This is a genomic window from Streptomyces sp. NPDC037054 (assembly GCF_055606745.1).
The window spans coordinates 40,332-58,015 of sequence record NZ_JBVJSJ010000001.1; the positions used below are offsets into that span (position 1 = coordinate 40,332).

The following is a 17,684-nucleotide window of genomic DNA, read 5'->3' on the forward strand; positions in this document are numbered from 1 at the left end:
CATGGCCCTTCGGGAGCTCAACGCGAAGGTCGTCGAGGCGACCGTGGTGCCCGGCGCGCGGCTGTTCAGTCAGCGCGGCGCGATGCTCGCCTACAAGGGCGAGGTGTCGTTCACCCCGAACATGACCGGCGGCCAGGGCGGCGTGATGTCGATGATCGGCCGCCGCGTGGCGGACGAGGACACGCCCCTGATGACCGTCGAGGGCAACGGCACGGTGCTGTTCGGGCACGGCGGCCACCACGTCCAGGTGATCGGCCTCGCCGGCGACACCCTGTACGTCGAGGCGGACCGTCTCCTCGCCTTCGAGGGCACGCTGGAGCAGGGCACGGTGTTCCTGGGCTCGCAGGGCGGCGTCATGGGGATGGTGCGGGGCCAGGTGAGCGGGCAGGGGCTGTTCACGACGACGCTGCGGGGGCACGGCTCGGTCGCCGTCATGGCGCACGGCGGCGTCATCGAGATCCCCATCACGCCGCAGCGTCCGGTGCACGTGGACCCGCAGGCCTACGTCGCCCACCACGGCGACGTGCGCAACAAGCTGTCGACCGCGCTGGGCTGGCGGGACATGGTGGGCCGCGGCTCCGGCGAGGCGTTCCAGCTGGAGCTCAGCGGCAGCGGTGCGGTGTACGTCCAGGCCTCGGAGGAGAAGCTGTGAGCATGTACGGGGCCACGGGCGGCCCGGCCGTGTGGGACCCGGCGACGCTGCCCGCCGACGACAACGTCGACGCCTACACCTTCTGCGTGGAGCTCAAGGGGAGCCAGTGGTTCCTGCAGAAGGGCAAGATGATCGCCTACTACGGGACCATCGAGTTCAACGGGATCGGGCACGGACGCCTGGAGCGCCTGGTGCGCACGTCGTTCCATTCGCCTTTGCACGCGAGCGACTGGGTCGTCGCCGAGGGCTCGGGCAAGATGCTGCTCGCCGACCGGGCCTTCGACGTGAATTCTTACGACCTCGAGGACGGCAACCTGACCATTCGCTCGGGCAACCTGCTTGCTTTTCAGCCAAGTCTCTCGCTCAAGCAGTCGATCGTCCCGGGTTTTCTCACGCTGATCGGAACCGGCAAGTTCGTGGCCGCGTCAAACGGACCGGTGGTGTTCATGGAACCTCCGATCCGGGTGGATCCGCAGGCACTCGTGGGGTGGGCCGACTGCCCGTCACCCTGCCATCACTACGACCACGGGTACATGACGGGGCTCATGGGCGGTCTACGTGCGCTGACGGGTCTCGGCGGGGCCTCCGGGGAGGAGCACCAGTTCGAGTTCGTGGGCGCGGGGACGGTGCTGTTGCAGTCGAGCGAGACGCTGATGGCGGAGCAGGCGACGGGAGCGGTTCCACCGCACGCGGGCGTGCCCGGCGGCGGTACGACCGGGGGACGCGGGCCGCAGTCCGGGGCACCGCGCCTTCCCGGACAGCTCGGAGACCTCCAGCGTCGCTTCGGGCTGTGAGCGGTAATCTGCGGAGTGTGACATCGAACGCGTGCCCACTGTCACAGAACCCCCCGCTAGTTTGCCTTTCAACTTTTTAGGTAGACTTCATACATGGAGACAGAGACAGCCGTTCACTGGCTGACCGATGCCGAGCAGTGCGCCTGGCGCACCCACCTGGAAGTCAACAAACTGTTGACGTACCAGCTCGAAAAGGACCTGCAGCCGTTCGGCCTGACGATGAACGACTACGAGATCCTGGTCAATCTGTCCGAGTCGGAGGACCTGCGGATGCGGATGAGCGACCTCGCTTCCGCCACCCTCCAGTCCAAGAGCCGTCTCTCCCACCAGATCACGCGGATGGAGAACGCGAATCTGGTGCGGCGCGAGAACTGCGAGTCCGACCGGCGCGGACTCTACGCGGTGCTCACCGAGCACGGCATGGAGACGATGGAGAAGGTCGCGCCGCACCACGTGGCCTCCGTGCGCAGGCACTTCATCGACCTCCTGTCCCCCGAGGCCCTGTCGGACCTCGACAAGGCCCTGAAGCCCATCTCGGAGCACCTGCGCGGCCAGCGCGGCCGCGGCTGACCGGTCCCCGCCCCGGCCGTTCGGCGGCTCACGCGGGCAGGCCCCGGGCGCGGGGCAGGCGGAGTTCGAACCGGGCTCCGCCGGCCGGTGCCTCGCCGACCGTGAGGGTGCCGCCGTGCCGGGCGGCGACGTCGCGCGCGATGGCCAGACCCAGGCCGGCGCCGCCGTCGTCGCGGCTGCGCGCCGCGTCCAGCCGGACGAACCGCTCGAAGATCCGCTCCCGGTCCGCCTCCGGCACACCGTCCCCGTCGTCCGCCACCGCGAGGACGGCCTGCGCGCCCTCGCTGCGCACGCTCACCTCGACGGCCGACCGGGCGTGCCGCTGCGCGTTGTCCAGCAGATTGGCGAGCAGTCGCCCCAATTGTCCGCGCGATCCGGCCACTTCGGCGGACTCCGCCGTGACGGTCACCCCGTCCCGGCCCACGGCCTCCTCCCGCGCCAGCGCGGCCAGGTCCACCCGGGCGCCGGCGGCCGGCCGCACCCCCGCGTCCAGCCGCGCCAGCAGCAGCAGATCGGCCGCGAGCCGCTGCAGCCGTACGGTGTCCTCCACGGCGCCCTCGACGTCCAGCAGCCCGGGGTGCGCGGCGCCCACCTCCAACTGGGTGCGCAGCGACGCGATGGGGCTGCGCAGTTCGTGCGAGGCGTCGGCGACGAAGCGGCGCTGTCGTTCCACCGACGTCTCCAGGGCGGCCAGCGTCTCGTTGGTGGTGCGGGCCAGGCGGGCGATCTCGTCGTGCGTGTCCGGCACGGGGACGCGGCGGGCCAGGTCCTCGGACGCGGTGATCGCGGCCATCTCCCGCCGGATGCCCTCGACGGGACGCAGTGCGCGCCGGGTGACCAGCCAGGTCACGCCCGCCACCACGCCGAGCAGCAGCGGGAAGCCGGTCAGCATGCCGGTCAGGGCGGTGTTCACGGCGCTCTGCTCGGCGGCCAGCGGTGCACCCGCCCACACGGTCAGCTCGCCCTTGTCCCGCACCTCCACCGGGACGGCCGCGAAGCGGTAGTCGGCCGCGTCGCCGTCGATCGTGGCGGAACCGTCGGTGAAGGCGGCGTCGCCGATCTCGCCGGGGTCGAGGGAGTCGTCGTCGGAGCCGGTTTCGCCGTCGGAGGCCTCGTCCCTGTCGTCGCCCTCGTCGTCGCTGCCGTCGTCGGGCTTGCCGTCCTCGGTCGTCGTCGCCGGACCGGGCCGGACCCGGTCCGTGGGGGTGCCGGTGATCCGCTCCAGGTCCTCGCTGGCCGCGACGAGCCTGCCGTCCCCGGTGAGGACCTGGACGGGACGATCGTCGTCGTCCAGGGACAGCCGGTCGTACGCCCGGCCCGCCGCCAGTTCCACCGCGACCTCCCGCGCGGTCCGCTCCGCCTGCGTGTCCGCCTGGTCGAGCAGGCTGGAGCGCAGGGACAGCAGGACGGCCGCCCCGGCGGCGACGAGGGCCACCGCGACCACGAGCGTCGCGGCGAGCGTCGCCCGGGACCGTACCGAGCCGAACAGGCGTACCGAGCCGAACGGGCGCCGCCTCACCGTCCCGCCTCCAGGCGGTAGCCGGCGCCGCGCACCGTGCGGATCAGCCCGGGGCGGAGCTTGCGGCGCAGCGCGCTGACGTAGACCTCGACGATGTTCGGATCGCCCTCGTACGCGAAGTCCCAGACGTGTTCCAGGACGTCGGCCTTGGACACGACCTCGCCGGCCCGCACGACGAGGTGCTCCAGCACCGCGAACTCCTTGGCGGTCAGGGCGATTTCGGCGTCATCGAGGAAGACACGGCGGGCGGCGGTGTCCACCTTCAGGTCGCCGTGCACCCGCACCGGGGAGGCACCGGTCCCCCGGCGGCGCAGCAGCGCCTTCACGCGGGCCACCAGGACGACGTACGAGAACGGCTTGGTGAGGTAGTCGTCCGCCCCGGTGTCGAGGCCCTCCGCCTCGTCGTACTCGCCGTCCTTGGCGGTGAGCATCAGGATCGGCACGTCGTGGCCGGCGGCGCGCAGGGCGGCGCAGACGCGGTAGCCGTTCAGGCCGGGCAGCATGATGTCGAGGATCAGGAGGTCGTACGTGCCCTCCGTGGCCCGGTGCAGGCCCTCCCGGCCGTCGTGGACGACGTCCACGGCGTAGCCCTCGGCCGTCAGTCCCTTGGCGAGGGACACGGCGAGGCGCTTCTCGTCCTCCACGATCAACAGGCGCATGCCGTACAGGGTGCCAAGGGGGACCTGAAGATCTCTTCAGGTGGCTTCAGGTTCCTCTCAGCGTCGGTGGGCGAGAGTCATGGCTGTCGGGAACGAACGTCCTCGAAACACATGACTCGGGAGGAACCGCATGAAGCGCAACATCGTGATCGCCGTCGTCACGGCCGCCGCGTTGGCCGGGGGAGGCACGGCCACGGCCCTGGCGGTGGCGGGCGACGACAACGGCGGTCGCGCGGTGTCCGTGGACGACCGGCGGGACGACGACGCGCGGGACGACGGGCCGGACGACGGTCGGGACGGCAAGGACGACGCCGACGACAAGGACGGCCAGGACGACGACGCCGCGCGGGTGAAGACCGGTGGCGTCAGTGCCGCCGACGCCATCGCCGCCGCACTGCGGCACACGCCGGGCACGGCGGTCTCCGCCGAACTCGACCACGACGACCACCGTGGCGGCAAGGCGGTCTGGGAGGTCGACGTGCTGTCGGGCGACGGCGCCTGGCGCAGCGTGCGGGTCGACCCGGGCAGCGGCAAGGTGATCGGCACCCGCGCCGACGACGAGGACGACACCGCCGAGGTGCGCGCCGCCCTCAAGGGCGCGTCCGTCACCGCCGTCGAGGCGGCCGAGGCCGTGGGCGGCAAGGGCACCGTGACGTCCGTCGACCTGGACGACGACGGGGACGACGGCCGGAGCGCCGCCTGGGAGGTCGAGACCCGGGGCGGCTCGGAATGGCGCGTCGACCCGCGCGGTGGCAAGGTCACGGCGGAGCCGTCGGACGACGACTGACGGCAGCGACGACGACTGACGGCGGCGACAGGGACGGGGACGGCCCGGTGGTCAGCCCTCCGTCAGACCCGTCACCAGTTCGTCGGCCGCGCGGTACGGGTCGAGGTCGCCCGCGACGATGCGTTCCGCGAGGGCGCTCAGGCGGCGGTCCCCGTGGAGGTCGCCGATGCGCTCCCGCAGGGCCGTCACCGCGATCGTCTCGACCTCGCGGGACGCGCGGGACAGGCGGCGCTCGGTCAGGACGCCCCGCTCCTCCATCCAGGCGCGGTGCTTCTCCAGCGCCTCGACGACCTCGTCCACGCCCTCGGCACGCGCGGCGACCGTCTTGACGATCGGGGGGCGCCAGTCGCCGGGGCCCCGGGACTCCCCGAGTCCGAGCATGTGGTTCAGCTCGCGGGCCGTGGCGTCGGCGCCGTCGCGGTCGGCCTTGTTGACGACGTAGACGTCGCCGATCTCCAGGATGCCCGCCTTGGCGGCCTGGATGCCGTCGCCCATGCCGGGGGCGAGCAGCACGACCGAGGTGTCGGCCTGGGAGGCGATCTCCACCTCGGACTGGCCCACGCCGACGGTCTCCACGAGGATCACGTCGCAGCCGGCCGCGTCGAGGACGCGGATGGCCTGCGGCGCGGCCCAGGCGAGACCGCCGAGGTGGCCGCGGGTGGCCATGGAGCGGATGTAGACGCCCGGGTCGGAGGCGTGCTCCGACATGCGGACGCGGTCGCCGAGCAGGGCGCCGCCGGAGAACGGCGAGGACGGGTCGACGGCCAGGACGCCGACCCGCTTGCCCTGCTTGCGGTACGCCGTCACGAGCGCCGAGGTCGACGTCGATTTCCCGACACCGGGTGAGCCGGTGAGGCCGACGACGTAGGCGTTGCCCGTGAGCGGGGCCAGGGTCTCCATCACCTCGCGCAGCTGCGGGGACGCCCCCTCCACCAGGGAGATCAGCCGGGCCACGGCCCGCGGCCTGCCTTCCCTGGCCTGGGCCACCAGCGTGGAGACGTCCTGCATCACAGCTCCGTTCATGATCGGTTCAGGAGAAGAATCCGGCCAACTTCAGCCTGTGGTTCAGGCCTTGGGCACCCGGACGATCAGCGCGTCGCCCTGACCGCCGCCGCCGCACAGCGCCGCCGCGCCGACACCGCCGCCGCGCCGCTTCAGCTCCAGCGCCAGGTGCAGCACCAGACGGGCGCCGGACATGCCGATGGGGTGGCCGAGGGCGATGGCACCGCCGTTGACGTTCACCTTTTCTGATGACACCCCGAGGTCCTTCATTGACTGCACCGCGACGGCGGCGAAGGCCTCGTTGATCTCGATCAGGTCGAGGTCGGCGACGTCCAGGCCCTCCTTCTTCAGGGCGTGCGCGATCGCGTTGGACGGCTGGGACTGCAGGGAGTTGTCCGGACCCGCCACGTTGCCGTGGGCGCCGATCTCCGCGATCCACTCCAGGCCCAGCTCCTCGGCCTTGGCCCGGCTCATCACGACCACGGCCGCCGCGCCGTCCGAGATCTGCGAGGAGGAGCCGGCGGTGATCGTGCCGTCCTTGTCGAACGCCGGGCGGAGCTTGCCCAGCGACTCGGCGGTGGTGTCGGCGCGGATGCCCTCGTCCTTGCTGAACAGGACCGGGTCGCCCTTGCGCTGCGGGATCTCGACCGGGGTGATCTCGGCCTCGAAGATGCCGTTCTTCTGGGCGGCGGCGGCGCGCTGGTGGGACAGCGCGGCGATCTCGTCCTGCTCGGCGCGGCCGATGCCGAGACGGGTGTTGTGCTTCTCGGTGGACTGGCCCATGGGGATGTTCTCCCACGGGTCGGTCAGGCCGTCGTACGCCATGGCGTCGAGCATCTCGACGGCGCCGTACTTGAAGCCCTCGCGGGACTTCGGCAGCAGGTGCGGGGCGTTGGTCATGGACTCCTGGCCGCCGGCGACGACGATGTCGAACTCGCCGGCGCGGATCAGCTGGTCGGCGAGCGCGATGGCGTCGAGGCCGGAGAGGCACACCTTGTTGATGGTGAGCGCCGGGACGTTCATCGGGATGCCGGCCTTGACGGCGGCCTGACGTGCCGGGATCTGCCCCGCCCCGGCCTGCAGCACCTGCCCCATGATCACGTACTGCACCTGGTCGCCGCCGATTCCCGCACGGTCGAGGGCGGCCTTGATCGCGAAGCCGCCGAGGTCGGCCCCGGAGAAGGACTTGAGCGAGCCCAGCAACCGGCCCATGGGCGTACGCGCGCCCGCGACGATCACCGAGCTGTTCGTACCGGAAGTTCCTGATGACATGAGCTTGCGATCCCCTTACCGGCCTGCACAGCCGAGGAGTGAACGAGGGTTTACTCGAATGTACTGAGCGGTATGGCGCCCGTCACCGGGCTGTCGGTGTGATCGCGCGCACGTTGCGTAACCAACCCCGGGGCGGTGCACTGGCTCCATGCTGACGCGAATCGACCACATCGGAATCGCCTGTTTCGACCTGGACAGGACTGTCGAGTTCTACCGTGCCACGTACGGCTTCGAGGTGTTCCACACCGAGGTCAACGAGGAGCAGGGCGTGCGCGAGGCCATGCTGAAGATCAACGAGACCTCCGACGGCGGGGCCTCGTACCTGCAACTCCTCGAACCCACCCGCGAGGACTCCACGGTCGCGAAGTGGCTCGCGAAGAACGGCGAGGGCGTCCACCACATCGCCTTCGGCACGGCGGACGTCGACGCGGACGCGGCCGGCATCAAGGACAAGGGCGTACGCGTCCTCTACGAAGAGCCCCGGCGCGGCTCCATGGGGTCACGAATCACCTTCCTGCACCCCAAGGACTGCCACGGCGTACTCACAGAACTGGTCACTTCCGCGCCTGTTGAGTCACCTGAGCACTGACCGTCGTACATATGGGCCGGTAGGGTTGGGTGCGGTCGCCGCTCAACCGGGGCGACCGCGTTCTGCCGCCTCGGCGGCAGAACCTGTCCGGGGTCCGGGTTTCGGGGGACGAGCGTCGGGGCAGCAGCCCATGCTCCGCCGTTGATCTGACACCATTCCCCGGGGGCCCCGTTCGGCGGATGGACGGAGCTCGTTTGGAGAGACTTGCGACCAGGGGACGGATGGGACCGCGCAGTGCGGGGCTACGAGAGCCAGGAGCGGGAGCCGGCGGCTGACGTCGACCACCTCACTCGGTTCGAAGCCGAGATGAAGCGGCTGAAGACCGAGCGGGAAAAGGCGATCCAGCACGCCGAGGACCTCGGCTACCAGGTCGAGGTGCTGCGGGCCAAGCTGCACGAGGCACGGCGCACCATCATGTCCCGGCCGGCCTACGACAGCGCCGACATCGGGTACCAGGCCGAGCAGTTGCTGCGCAACGCGCAGATGCAGGCCGACCAGATCCGCGCCGACGCCGAGCGCGAGCTGAGCCAGGCCCGGGCGCAGACCCAGCGGATCCTCCAGGAGCACGCCGAGCAGGCCGCCCGGCTCCAGGCCGAGCTGCACCAGGAGGCGGTCACCCGCCGCCAGCAGCTGGACCAGGAGCTCGCCGAGCGCCGCCAGACCGTCGAGTCGCACGTCAACGAGAACGTGGCGTGGGCGGAGCAGCTGCGCGCCCGCACCGAGCAGCAGGCCCGCCGCCTGCTGGAGGAGTCCCGCGCCGAGGCCGAGCAGGCGATGGCCGCCGCCCGCGCGGAGGCCGAGCGGCTGACCGCCGAGGCCCGCCAGCGCCTGCAGTCCGAGGCCGAGTCGGCCCGCGCCGAGGCCGAGCAGTTGCTGCGCCGGGCCCGCGCGGACGCCGAGCGGCTGCTGAACGCGGCGTCGACGCAGGCGCAGGAGGCCACCGACCACGCCGAGCAGCTGCGGACGTCGACGGCGTCGGAGTCGGAGACCGCTCGCCGTCAGGCCCAGGAGATGAGCCGGGCCGCCGAGCAGCGCATGACGGAGGCCGACACGGCGCTGCGCGAGGCGCGGGCCGAGGCGGAGAAGCTGGTCGCCGAGGCGAAGGAGGCCGCGGCGAAGGCGCTGGCGAGCGCCGAGTCGGCGAACGAGACGCGCACGCGCACCGCCAAGGAGCAGGTCGCCCGGCTGGTCAGCGAGGCCACGAAGGAGGCCGAGTCCACCAAGGCGGAGGCCGAGCAGCTCGTCGCGGACGCCCGCGCGGAGGCCGAGAAGCTCGTCGCCGAGGCCGCCGAGAAGGCCCGCACGATCACCGCCGAGGAGACGGCGTCGCAGCTGTCGAAGGCGGCGAAGACGGCCGAGGACGTCCTCAACAAGGCGTCGGAGGACGCCAAGAAGACCACGAAGGCCGCCGCCGAGGAGGCCGAGCGGATCCGCTCGGAGGCCGAGGCCGAGGCGGACCGGCTGCGCGCCGAGGCGCACGACATCGCCGAGCAGCTCAAGGGCGCGGCGAAGGACGACACCAAGGAGTACCGCGCCAAGACGGTCGAGCTGCAGGAGGAGGCCCGTCGGCTGCGCGGCGAGGCCGAGCAACTGCGCGCCGACGCCGTCGAGGAGGGCGAGAAGATCCGCGCCGAGGCCCGCAAGGAGGCCGTGGCGCAGATCGAGGAGGCGGCGAAGTCCGCCGAGGAACTGCTGGCCAAGGCGAAGGCGGACGCGGACGAGCTGCGCACGACGGCGCAGTCCGACAGCGAGAAGGTCCGCACGGAGGCCATCGAGCGCGCGACGACGCTGCGCCGGCAGGCCGAGGAGACGCTTCAGCGCACGCGCCAGGAGGCCGAGCGGCACCGCGAGGAGGTCGTCGAGCAGGCCGAGGCGCTGCGCGAGGAGGCCGAGCGGGCCGCGCGGGAGCTGCGCGAGGAGGCCGAGCGGGCCGTGGAGGCCCGGCGCCTGGAGGCCGCCGAGGAGCTGCTGCGGCTCCAGACGGAGGCCGAGGCGCGGCTCGCTGCGGCCGAGCAGGCTCTCGGCGAGGCCCGTGAGGAGGCCGCGCGGATCCGCCGCGAGGCCGCCGAGGAGACCGAGCGGCAGCGCGCCGAGGCCGCCGAACGCATCCGCGCGTTGCAGCAGCAGGCCGAGGCGGAGGCGGAGCGGCTGCGCACCGAGGCCGCGTCCGACGCGTCGGCGTCGCGGGCCGAGGGCGAGGCCGTCGCCGTGCGCCTGCGGTCGGAGGCGTCGGCCGAGGCGGAGCGGCTGAAGTCGGAGGCACAGGACAGCGCGGACCGGATGCGCGCCGAGGCGCAGGCCGCCGCCGAGCGGCTCGCGGCGGAGGCGTCCGAGACGCTGGCCGCGGCGCAGGAGGAGGCGGCCCGGCGCCGCCGCGAGGCCGAGGAACTGCTCGGTTCCGCCCGCGAGGAGGCGGACCAGGAGCGGCTGCGGGCCCGCGAGCAGAGCGAGGAGCTGCTGGCGTCCGCGCGCACCCGCGTGGAGGAGGCGCAGGCCGAGGCCGTGCGCCTGGTCGAGGAGGCCGACCGGCGCGCCACGGAGATGGTGTCGGCGGCGGAGCAGCACGCGCAGCAGGTGCGGGACTCGGTGGCGGGTCTGCACGAGCAGGCGCAGGAGGAGATCGCCGGCCTGCGCAGCGCGGCCGAGCACTCCGCGGAGCGCACCCGGCGGGAGGCCGAGGAGGAGGCGGACCGGGTCCGCGCCGACGCGTACGCGGAGCGGGAGCGGGCCACCGAGGACGCCAACCGGGTCCGGCGGGAGGCGCAGGACGAGGCGGAGGCCGCCAAGTCGCTGGCCGAGCGCACCATGTCGGAGGCGATCACGGAGGCCGAGCGGCTGCGCTCGGACGCGTCCGAGCACGCCCAGCGGGTGCGTACGGAGGCGTCGGACGCGATCGCGCAGGCCGAGCAGGACGCGGCGCGCACCCGGGCGGACGCCCGGGAGGACGCCAACCGGATCCGGTCGGACGCGGCGACGCAGGCCGACACGCTCATCACGGAGGCGCGCGGCGAGGCGGAGCGCCTGACGTCGGAGACGGCCGCCGAGGCGGAGCGGGTGCGGGCCGAGTCGGTCGCGAAGGCCGAGAAGCTCGTCGCGGACGCGTCCGGGGACGCGGAGCGGATGCGGGCGGAGGCCGCGGAGACGGTCGGTTCGGCGCAGCAGCACGCGGAGCGGCTGCGCGGCGAGGCCGAGCGCGTCAAGGCCGACGCGGAGGCGGAGGCGGAGCGGCTGGTGTCGTCGGCGCGGCAGGAGGCCGAGCGGACGCTGGACGAGGCGCGCCGGGACGCCAACAAGCGGCGTTCGGAGGCGGCCGAGCAGGTCGACAAGCTCATCTCGGAGACGGCGGCGGAGGCCGACAAGCTGCTGAGCGAGGCGCAGCAGCAGGCGCTGAAGACGACCGCGGACGCGGAGGCGCAGGCCGACACGATGGTGGGCGCGGCCCGCAAGGAGGCCGAGCGGCTGGTCGCGGAGGCGACGGTCGAGGGCAACTCCCGGGTGGAGAAGGCCCGTACGGACGCGGACGAGCTGCTGGTCGGTGCCCGCCGGGACGCGACGCAGATCCGGGAGCGTGCCGAGGAGCTGCGCGACCGCATCACCTCGGAGATCGAGGAGCTGCACGAGCGGGCCCGCCGGGAGGCGTCCGAGACGATGAAGTCGGCGGGCGACCGCTGCGACGCGCTGATCAAGGCGGCCGAAGAGCAGCTGGCCAAGGCGCAGGCGAAGGCGAAGGAGATCGTCTCGGAGGCCAACTCGGAGGCGGGCAAGGTCCGTATCGCCGCCGTGAAGAAGGCCGAGGGGCTCCTGAAGGAGGCCGAGCAGAAGAAGGCCACGCTGGTCCGGGAGGCCGAGGAGCTCAAGGCCGAGGCGATCCGCGAGGCGCGGCGCACGGTCGAGGAGGGCAAGCGCGAGCTGGAGACCCTGGTGCGGCGCCGCGAGGACATCAACGCGGAGATCTCCCGGGTCCAGGACGTGCTGGAGGCGCTGGAGTCCTTCGAGGCGCCGACGGCCGGCAAGGACGGCGCGGTGAAGGCGGGCGCGGCGGCGGGCGCGACACGATCGGGTGGCAAGACGTCAGACAGCTAGCGAGAGGGGCCTCTTGTCGTGTCTCCTGAAGCCTTTGACCAACTCTTTGGCAAGCCGTCCGGCGGTCAGCCACTCAAAAGGGGTGTCATTCTCCAGATCAATCGGGCTTCTGCTCGATGACACGCCGTTCGGACCCCTAGGATTCCCCTATCACCTCACCGGTCTCATTCGACAGGAACCCCATGAGCGACACTTCCCCCTACGGCTTCGAGCTTGTGCGGCGTGGGTACGACCGCGCTCAGGTGGACGAACGAATCTCCAAGCTCGTCTCCGACCGTGACAGCGCTCTCGCCCGCATCACCGCTCTGGAAAAGCGCATCGAGGAGCTCCACCTCGAGACGCAGAACGCCCAGGCCCAGGTCAACGACGCGGAGCCGTCGTACGCGGGTCTCGGTGCGCGTGTCGAGAAGATCCTCCGCCTCGCCGAGGAGGAGGCGAAGGATCTGCGCGAGGAGGCCCGGCGCGCGGCCGAGCAGCACCGTGAGCTCGCCGAGTCGGCGGCCCAGCAGGTGCGCAACGACGCCGAGGCCTACGCCGCCGAGCGCAAGTCGAAGGCGGAGGACGAAGGCGTCCGGATCGTCGAGAAGGCCAAGGGCGAGGCGTCCCAGCTCCGTGCGGACGCGCAGAAGGACGCGCAGTCCAAGCGTGAGGAGGCAGACGCCCTCTTCGAGGAGACCCGCGCCAAGGCCGCCCAGGCCGCCGCGGACTTCGAGACGAACCTCGCCAAGCGCCGCGAGCAGTCCGAGCGCGACCTGGCGTCGCGTCAGGCCAAGGCCGAGAAGCGGCTCGCGGAGATCGAGCACCGGGCGGAGCAGCTGCGCCTGGAGGCGGAGAAGCTGCGCACCGACGCCGAGCGCCGCGCCCGTCAGACCGTGGAGACGGCGCAGCGTCAGGCCGAGGACATCGTGGCGGACGCCAATGCCAAGGCCGACCGGATCCGTTCGGAGTCCGAGCGCGAGCTGGCGGCGCTCACCAACCGCCGCGACTCCATCAACGCCCAGCTGACGAACGTGCGCGAGATGCTCGCCACGCTCACCGGCGCGGCGGTCGCGGCGGCGGGCTCGCCGAGCGACGAGGAGCCGGTCTCCCGCGGGGTTCCGGCGCAGCAGTCCCGGTGACGTCCGGACGCACGACGTAACGTGCGGACGCACGACGGCTGAACAGTACGAAGCCCTCTGCCGCTGAGGTGGCAGAGGGCTTCGTCCCGTTCTAGCGTTGCCGTCATGATCGAGCTCGAAGGGCTGACGAAGCGGTACGGCGAGAAGGTGGCGGTCAACAACCTCACCTTCGCCGTGAGACCGGGCGTCGTCACCGGGTTCCTCGGTCCGAACGGCGCGGGCAAGTCGACGACGATGCGCATGATCCTCGGCCTGGACCGGCCGACCGCCGGCGACGTCCGGATCGACGGCAGGCACTACGACCGGCTGAAGGACCCGCTGACGTACATCGGCGCGCTGCTGGAGGCCAAGAGCGTGCACGGCGGGCGCAGCGCGTACAACCACCTGCTGTGGATGGCGCAGAGCAACGGCATTCCCACCCGGCGCGTGCGCGAGGTGCTGGACACGGTGGGTCTGTCGGCGGTCGCGAAGAAGAAGGCGAAGGGTTTCTCGCTGGGCATGAGCCAGCGCCTGGGCATCGCCGCCGCGCTGCTGGGCGATCCGCGGATCCTGATGTTCGACGAGCCGGTGAACGGGCTCGACCCGGAGGGCATCCACTGGATCCGCACGCTGATGAAGCAGCTGGCGGCCGAGGGCCGTACGGTGTTCGTCTCCTCGCACCTGATGAGCGAGATGGCGCTGACCGCGGATCATCTGGTGGTCATCGGCCAGGGCCGGCTGCTCGCGGACACGTCGATGGCGGACTTCATCGCGCGCAACTCCCGCAGCTACGTCAGGATCCGCACCCCGCAGCGTGAGCGGCTGCTCGACGTGCTGCACGAGGCGGGGGTCACGGTAGTGGAGTCGGGCAGCGGGGTGCTGGAGGTCGACGGGTCGAAGGCCGAGCACATCGGGGAGCTGGCGGCGCGGCACCAGATCGTGCTGCACGAGCTGAGCCCGCAGCAGGCTTCGCTGGAGGAGGCGTTCATGCAGCTGACGGCGGAGTCGGTGGAGTACCACGCGCAGGCGGCGCCGGCCGCGGGGACGGCACCACCGCCCGCGGGACAGCGGCAGTGGGGCGACGGCTGGAGGAGGGGCTGACATGGCGGCGACCCAGGTCCTGCGCTCCGAGTGGACCAAGATCAGGTCGGTGGCGTCGACGGTGTGGACGCTGTCCGTCGCCGTCGTCGTGACCGTCGCGCTGGGCATGCTGATCGCGGCGCTGACGAAGCGCGAGTTCGACGACATGAGCGCCCGGGACAAGCTCTCCTTCGACCCGACGTTCATCAGCTTCGCCGGGATGAGCCTCGGCCAGCTCGCGATGATCGTGTTCGGGGTGCTCGTGGTGTCGAACGAGTACAGCAGCGGCATGATCCGCAGCTCGCTGGCGGCGGTGCCGCGGCGCGGGGTGTTCCTGTCCGGCAAGCTGGCGGTGGCCACGGCCCTCGCGCTCGCCGTCGGCCTCGTGACGAGCTTCGTGGCGTTCTTCCTGGGGCAGGCGATGCTCGGCGAGCACGGTGCCTCGATCGGGGAGGACGGGGTGCTGCGGGCGGTCATCGGCGGCGGGCTCTACATGACGCTCATCGCGCTGTTCTCGATGGGGGTGGCCGCGATGCTGCGCTCACCGATGCTGTCGCTGGGCATCCTGATGCCGTTCTTCTTCCTGATCTCCAGCATCCTCGGCAACGTCTCGGCGACGAAGAAGATCGGCCGGTTCCTGCCCGACCAGGCCGGCAGCAAGATCATGCAGGTGGTGCCGCCGCTGGACGACGACACCCCGTACGGGCCCTGGGGCGGGCTGGGCATCATGGTGCTGTGGGTGCTGGCCGCGCTGATCGGCGGCTACCTGGTGCTGAAGAAGCGGGACGCATAGTTTTACCCGCCCTTGGGGGGAACCGTCAGCGCCCGGATATCCTCCTAACCCTTACGGGGGCGTGTGCCCTGCTGTCCCTGAACCTTTCGATGGGTGCGGAGCATGATCGAAGCAGTCGGCCTGACCAAGCGCTACGGCGACAAGACCGCTGTGTACAACCTGTCCTTCCAGGTCCGGCCGGGCGCCGTCACCGGCTTCCTCGGTCCGAACGGCTCGGGCAAGTCGACGACGATGCGCATGATCCTGGGTCTGGACAACCCGACCGCGGGCCATGTGACGATCGGCGGCTATCCGTACCGCAGGCTGCCGAACGCCCCTCGCCAGGTCGGCGCGCTGCTCGACGCCAAGGCGGTGCACGGCGGCCGGTCCGCCCGCAACCACCTGCTCTGCCTCGCGCAGCTCTCCGGCATCCCGGCCCGCCGTGTGGACGAGGTGCTCGGCGTCGTCGGCCTCCAGGACGTGGCGAAGAAGCGCTCCAAGGGCTTCTCGCTGGGCATGGGGCAGCGGCTGGGCATCGCCGCCGCGCTGCTGGGCGACCCGCAGGTGCTGCTGTTCGACGAGCCGGTCAACGGCCTCGACCCCGAGGGCATCCTCTGGGTGCGGAACCTGATGAAGGCGCTCGCCGCCGAGGGCCGCACGGTCTTCGTCTCCTCCCACCTGATGAGCGAGATGGCGCTGACCGCCGACCACCTCATCGTCATCGGGCGCGGCCAGTTGCTCGCCGACATGAGCGTGACGCAGTTCATCTCGGCGAACTCGGCCGACTTCGCGCGGGTGCGCACCCCGGACACCGAGCCGCAGCTGCGCGAGAAGCTCGCGTCGGCGCTGGCGGAGGCGGGCGCGGGCGTGCTCCCCGAGCCGGACGGCGCGCTGCGCGTGACGGGGCTGCCGCTGCCGCGCATCAGTGACATCGCGCACGAGACGGACGTACGGCTGTGGGAGCTGTCGCCGCACCAGGCGTCGCTGGAGGAGGCGTACATGCGGATGACGCAGGGCGCCGTGGACTACCGGTCGACGACCGACCAGCGGGAGGGGCTCCAGCAGCCGCTGCCGCCGGGCGTGCAGCCTCCGGTGCCGGTGCCGGGGCAGGGCCAGCCGGGCTGGTACGCCCCGCCGCCCCCGCAGCAGGGCGGCCCCTTCCAGGGCCAGGCGGCCCCGGCCCAGCCGCCCGCGGGCCCGTACGGCACCGCGCCGGCCGGCGCGCCGGGAGCGGCGGGCCCGAACCCGTACGCGCAGGGCGCACCGCAGGCACCGCAAGCGCCCGCCGAGCCCCCGGCCGCCGCCCCTGCTCCCTCCCCGGCTCCCGCTCCCGCCGAGACCCCTGACCTGACCAAGCACGAGGACGCCCGATGAGCACGCCCCAGCACCCGATGCCGCAGGCCGCGCCCAACTGGCAGGCGGCGTCCGGCCCTTCGCACCCGACCTACACCTCGCCGATCCCGGTGGTGCGCACGCACCTCGGGCACGCGATCGCCTCCGAGTGGACGAAGATCCGGTCGGTGCGGTCGACGATGTGGACGCTGGGCGTGTTCGTGCTGCTGGTGGTCGGCATCGGCCTGCTGGCCGGCGGGGTCGTCGCGAGTTCGTCCTCCGAGGGCGACCTGTCCGGTGAGAACCCGCTGTCGCTCGGCTTCTTCGGCCTGCTGCTGGGCACCATGTGCCTGATCACGCTGGGCGTGCTGACGACGGCCTCGGAGTACGGCACCGGCATGATCCGCACGACGATGGTGGCCTGTCCGTCCCGCGGCCGGGTCCTCACGGCGAAGGCCGTGGTGTTCTTCGTGGTCGCGTTCGTCGTGTCGCTGGTCGCCTCGTCGCTCGTCGCCATGGCGCAGGTCGCCATGCTGAGCGGGGCCCGCGAACCGTCGGGCGGGGAGTGGCTGAAGGGCACGGTCGGCGTCTCGCTCTACGTCGCGCTGCTCGGCCTGTTGTCGCTCGTGGTCGGCTCGGTCGTCCGGCACTCGGCGGGCGCGATCACCGTGATGATCGGCGCGGTGCTGGCCCCGCTGGTGATCGCGCTGTTCATGTTCTCGTCGTCGCTCCAGGACGTGCAGCAGGCGCTGTTCGAGTACTCGATCCCGAACCAGTTGAGCGTCTTCTACTCCAACTCCCTCAGCGAGTCCGGCCCGTCGGGCTGGGATCCGCTGTGGTTCGTCCTGGTGGTGACCGCCGCCGCGTTCGCCGGGGCCTACGCGCTGCTGGAGAAGCGGGACGTCTGACCGGCGGGACGTCCGACCGGCCCGGGCCCCGGGCCGCGTCTAGAAGCGCGGCGCGTTGCGGGACCGCTGCACCCGTGTGGTGCGGCGGTCCTTCGCGTTCCAGCAGGACTTGTGCCAGTGCCGCCGCTCGTCGACGCCCGAGTGCGCGGGCCACGCCACGACGTGCGGGACGCCGTCCGGGATCAACTGGTCGCAGCCGGGGCAGCGGTACGACTTGCCCTGGGCGCTCGCGCCGGCCACGTGCCGCACGCTCCACTCCTCGCCCTGCCAGTCCTCGGACGTGTGCCAGCCGCCGTACCTGCCGGGGCGGTCGTCCTCCGCGCTCCGGCCTGGCACAGCACCATTGAGGCCCTTGGGCCGGTTGCGACGCGGGGACACGGGACACCTCTCGGGTCTATACAGGAAGTGGGCGGTAACCAGCCTACGCGTCCCCATGGGGGGTACGCGTAGGGCGCCAATCACCACAAGTCCCCCGCCGGAGCTGTGCAGGGCCTCCCCGGGAGCACCGCGTGTCCCGGACGGCCGGGCCACATTCTGCAGACAATCCGCAAATCTCCCGACCGGACCG

Annotated in this window: 16 protein-coding genes; 11 read left to right on the forward strand and 5 right to left on the reverse strand. The window is 72.0% G+C overall.

Translation table 11 applies throughout. From position 1 onward, the window contains the following. Position 1: 1 nt before the first annotated feature. From ACZ7D7_RS00190 to ACZ7D7_RS00200, 3 genes are all read left to right on the forward strand, one after another. Positions 2 to 652 carry an AIM24 family protein gene (locus ACZ7D7_RS00190; protein ID WP_470821093.1) on the forward strand — a complete coding sequence of 217 codons (651 nt, stop codon included), beginning with the start codon at positions 2 to 4 and terminating at the stop codon, positions 650 to 652. Beyond that, complete coding sequence (locus tag ACZ7D7_RS00195; RefSeq protein ID WP_470821095.1) at positions 649 to 1,446, forward strand: AIM24 family protein; 798 nt, start codon at positions 649 to 651, stop codon at positions 1,444 to 1,446. The genes ACZ7D7_RS00190 and ACZ7D7_RS00195 overlap by 4 nt, the downstream gene beginning before the upstream one ends. A 93-nt stretch (positions 1,447 to 1,539) precedes the next feature. Next, positions 1,540 to 2,016: a MarR family winged helix-turn-helix transcriptional regulator gene (locus tag ACZ7D7_RS00200; RefSeq protein WP_470821097.1), complete on the forward strand. Its 477-nt coding sequence runs from the start codon at positions 1,540 to 1,542 to the stop codon at positions 2,014 to 2,016. 28 nt (positions 2,017 to 2,044) lie between these two features. Here the strand turns inward: ACZ7D7_RS00200 and ACZ7D7_RS00205 are convergent, their stop codons facing one another. Both ACZ7D7_RS00205 and ACZ7D7_RS00210 read right to left on the reverse strand, forming a co-directional pair. Continuing rightward, positions 2,045 to 3,535 carry a sensor histidine kinase gene (locus ACZ7D7_RS00205; protein WP_470821098.1) on the reverse strand — a complete coding sequence of 497 codons (1,491 nt, stop codon included), beginning with the start codon at positions 3,533 to 3,535 and terminating at the stop codon, positions 2,045 to 2,047. Beyond that, the gene (locus tag ACZ7D7_RS00210; protein WP_470821099.1) at positions 3,532 to 4,194 is read right to left on the reverse strand and encodes a response regulator transcription factor; all 663 of its coding nucleotides are present in this window, start codon (positions 4,192 to 4,194) and stop codon (positions 3,532 to 3,534) included. Before ACZ7D7_RS00210 ends, ACZ7D7_RS00205 begins: the two co-directional genes overlap by 4 nt. Before the next feature lie 130 nt (positions 4,195 to 4,324). On the opposite strand from ACZ7D7_RS00210, the gene ACZ7D7_RS00215 reads away from it, so the two are divergent. Next, positions 4,325 to 4,981: a PepSY domain-containing protein gene (locus ACZ7D7_RS00215; RefSeq protein WP_470821101.1), complete on the forward strand. Its 657-nt coding sequence runs from the start codon at positions 4,325 to 4,327 to the stop codon at positions 4,979 to 4,981. Between the two features lie 51 nt (positions 4,982 to 5,032). On the opposite strand, the gene meaB is transcribed toward ACZ7D7_RS00215, so the two are convergent. After that, positions 5,033 to 5,989: a methylmalonyl Co-A mutase-associated GTPase MeaB gene (gene meaB, locus ACZ7D7_RS00220; RefSeq protein ID WP_470822393.1), complete on the reverse strand. Its 957-nt coding sequence runs from the start codon at positions 5,987 to 5,989 to the stop codon at positions 5,033 to 5,035. 57 nt (positions 5,990 to 6,046) lie between these two features. After that, on the reverse strand, positions 6,047 to 7,255 hold the full coding sequence (locus ACZ7D7_RS00225; RefSeq protein ID WP_470821103.1) for an acetyl-CoA C-acetyltransferase: 1,209 nt from the start codon (positions 7,253 to 7,255) through the stop codon (positions 6,047 to 6,049). Between the two features lie 148 nt (positions 7,256 to 7,403). Between ACZ7D7_RS00225 and mce the strand changes: the two genes are divergently transcribed. The 7 genes from mce (at position 7,404) to ACZ7D7_RS00260 (ending at position 17,116) form a co-directional block, all read left to right on the forward strand. Further along, positions 7,404 to 7,844, forward strand: a complete 441-nt coding sequence (mce, locus tag ACZ7D7_RS00230; RefSeq protein WP_470821105.1) for a methylmalonyl-CoA epimerase — start codon at positions 7,404 to 7,406, stop codon at positions 7,842 to 7,844. 234 nt (positions 7,845 to 8,078) lie between these two features. Beyond that, positions 8,079 to 11,927: a polarized growth protein Scy gene (gene scy / locus ACZ7D7_RS00235; protein ID WP_470821107.1), complete on the forward strand. Its 3,849-nt coding sequence runs from the start codon at positions 8,079 to 8,081 to the stop codon at positions 11,925 to 11,927. A 182-nt stretch (positions 11,928 to 12,109) separates the two neighbouring features. Continuing rightward, entirely contained in the window at positions 12,110 to 13,045 is a 936-nt protein-coding gene (locus tag ACZ7D7_RS00240) for a cellulose-binding protein (RefSeq protein WP_470821109.1), read from the forward strand. 105 nt (positions 13,046 to 13,150) lie between these two features. Continuing rightward, positions 13,151 to 14,125, forward strand: coding sequence for an ABC transporter ATP-binding protein (locus tag ACZ7D7_RS00245; RefSeq protein ID WP_470821111.1), 975 nt, complete (start codon positions 13,151 to 13,153; stop codon positions 14,123 to 14,125). A gap of 1 nt (position 14,126) precedes the next feature. Continuing rightward, complete coding sequence (locus ACZ7D7_RS00250) at positions 14,127 to 14,897, forward strand: ABC transporter permease (protein WP_470821112.1); 771 nt, start codon at positions 14,127 to 14,129, stop codon at positions 14,895 to 14,897. Positions 14,898 to 14,999: 102 nt separating this feature from the next. Then, positions 15,000 to 16,250 carry an ABC transporter ATP-binding protein gene (locus ACZ7D7_RS00255; protein WP_470821113.1) on the forward strand — a complete coding sequence of 417 codons (1,251 nt, stop codon included), beginning with the start codon at positions 15,000 to 15,002 and terminating at the stop codon, positions 16,248 to 16,250. Further along, complete coding sequence (locus ACZ7D7_RS00260) at positions 16,247 to 17,116, forward strand: ABC transporter permease (RefSeq protein WP_470821115.1); 870 nt, start codon at positions 16,247 to 16,249, stop codon at positions 17,114 to 17,116. Before ACZ7D7_RS00255 ends, ACZ7D7_RS00260 begins: the two co-directional genes overlap by 4 nt. Before the next feature lie 39 nt (positions 17,117 to 17,155). Here the strand turns inward: ACZ7D7_RS00260 and ACZ7D7_RS00265 are convergent, their stop codons facing one another. After that, entirely contained in the window at positions 17,156 to 17,494 is a 339-nt protein-coding gene (locus ACZ7D7_RS00265; protein ID WP_470821117.1) for an ATP/GTP-binding protein, read from the reverse strand. Positions 17,495 to 17,684 lie beyond the last annotated feature (190 nt).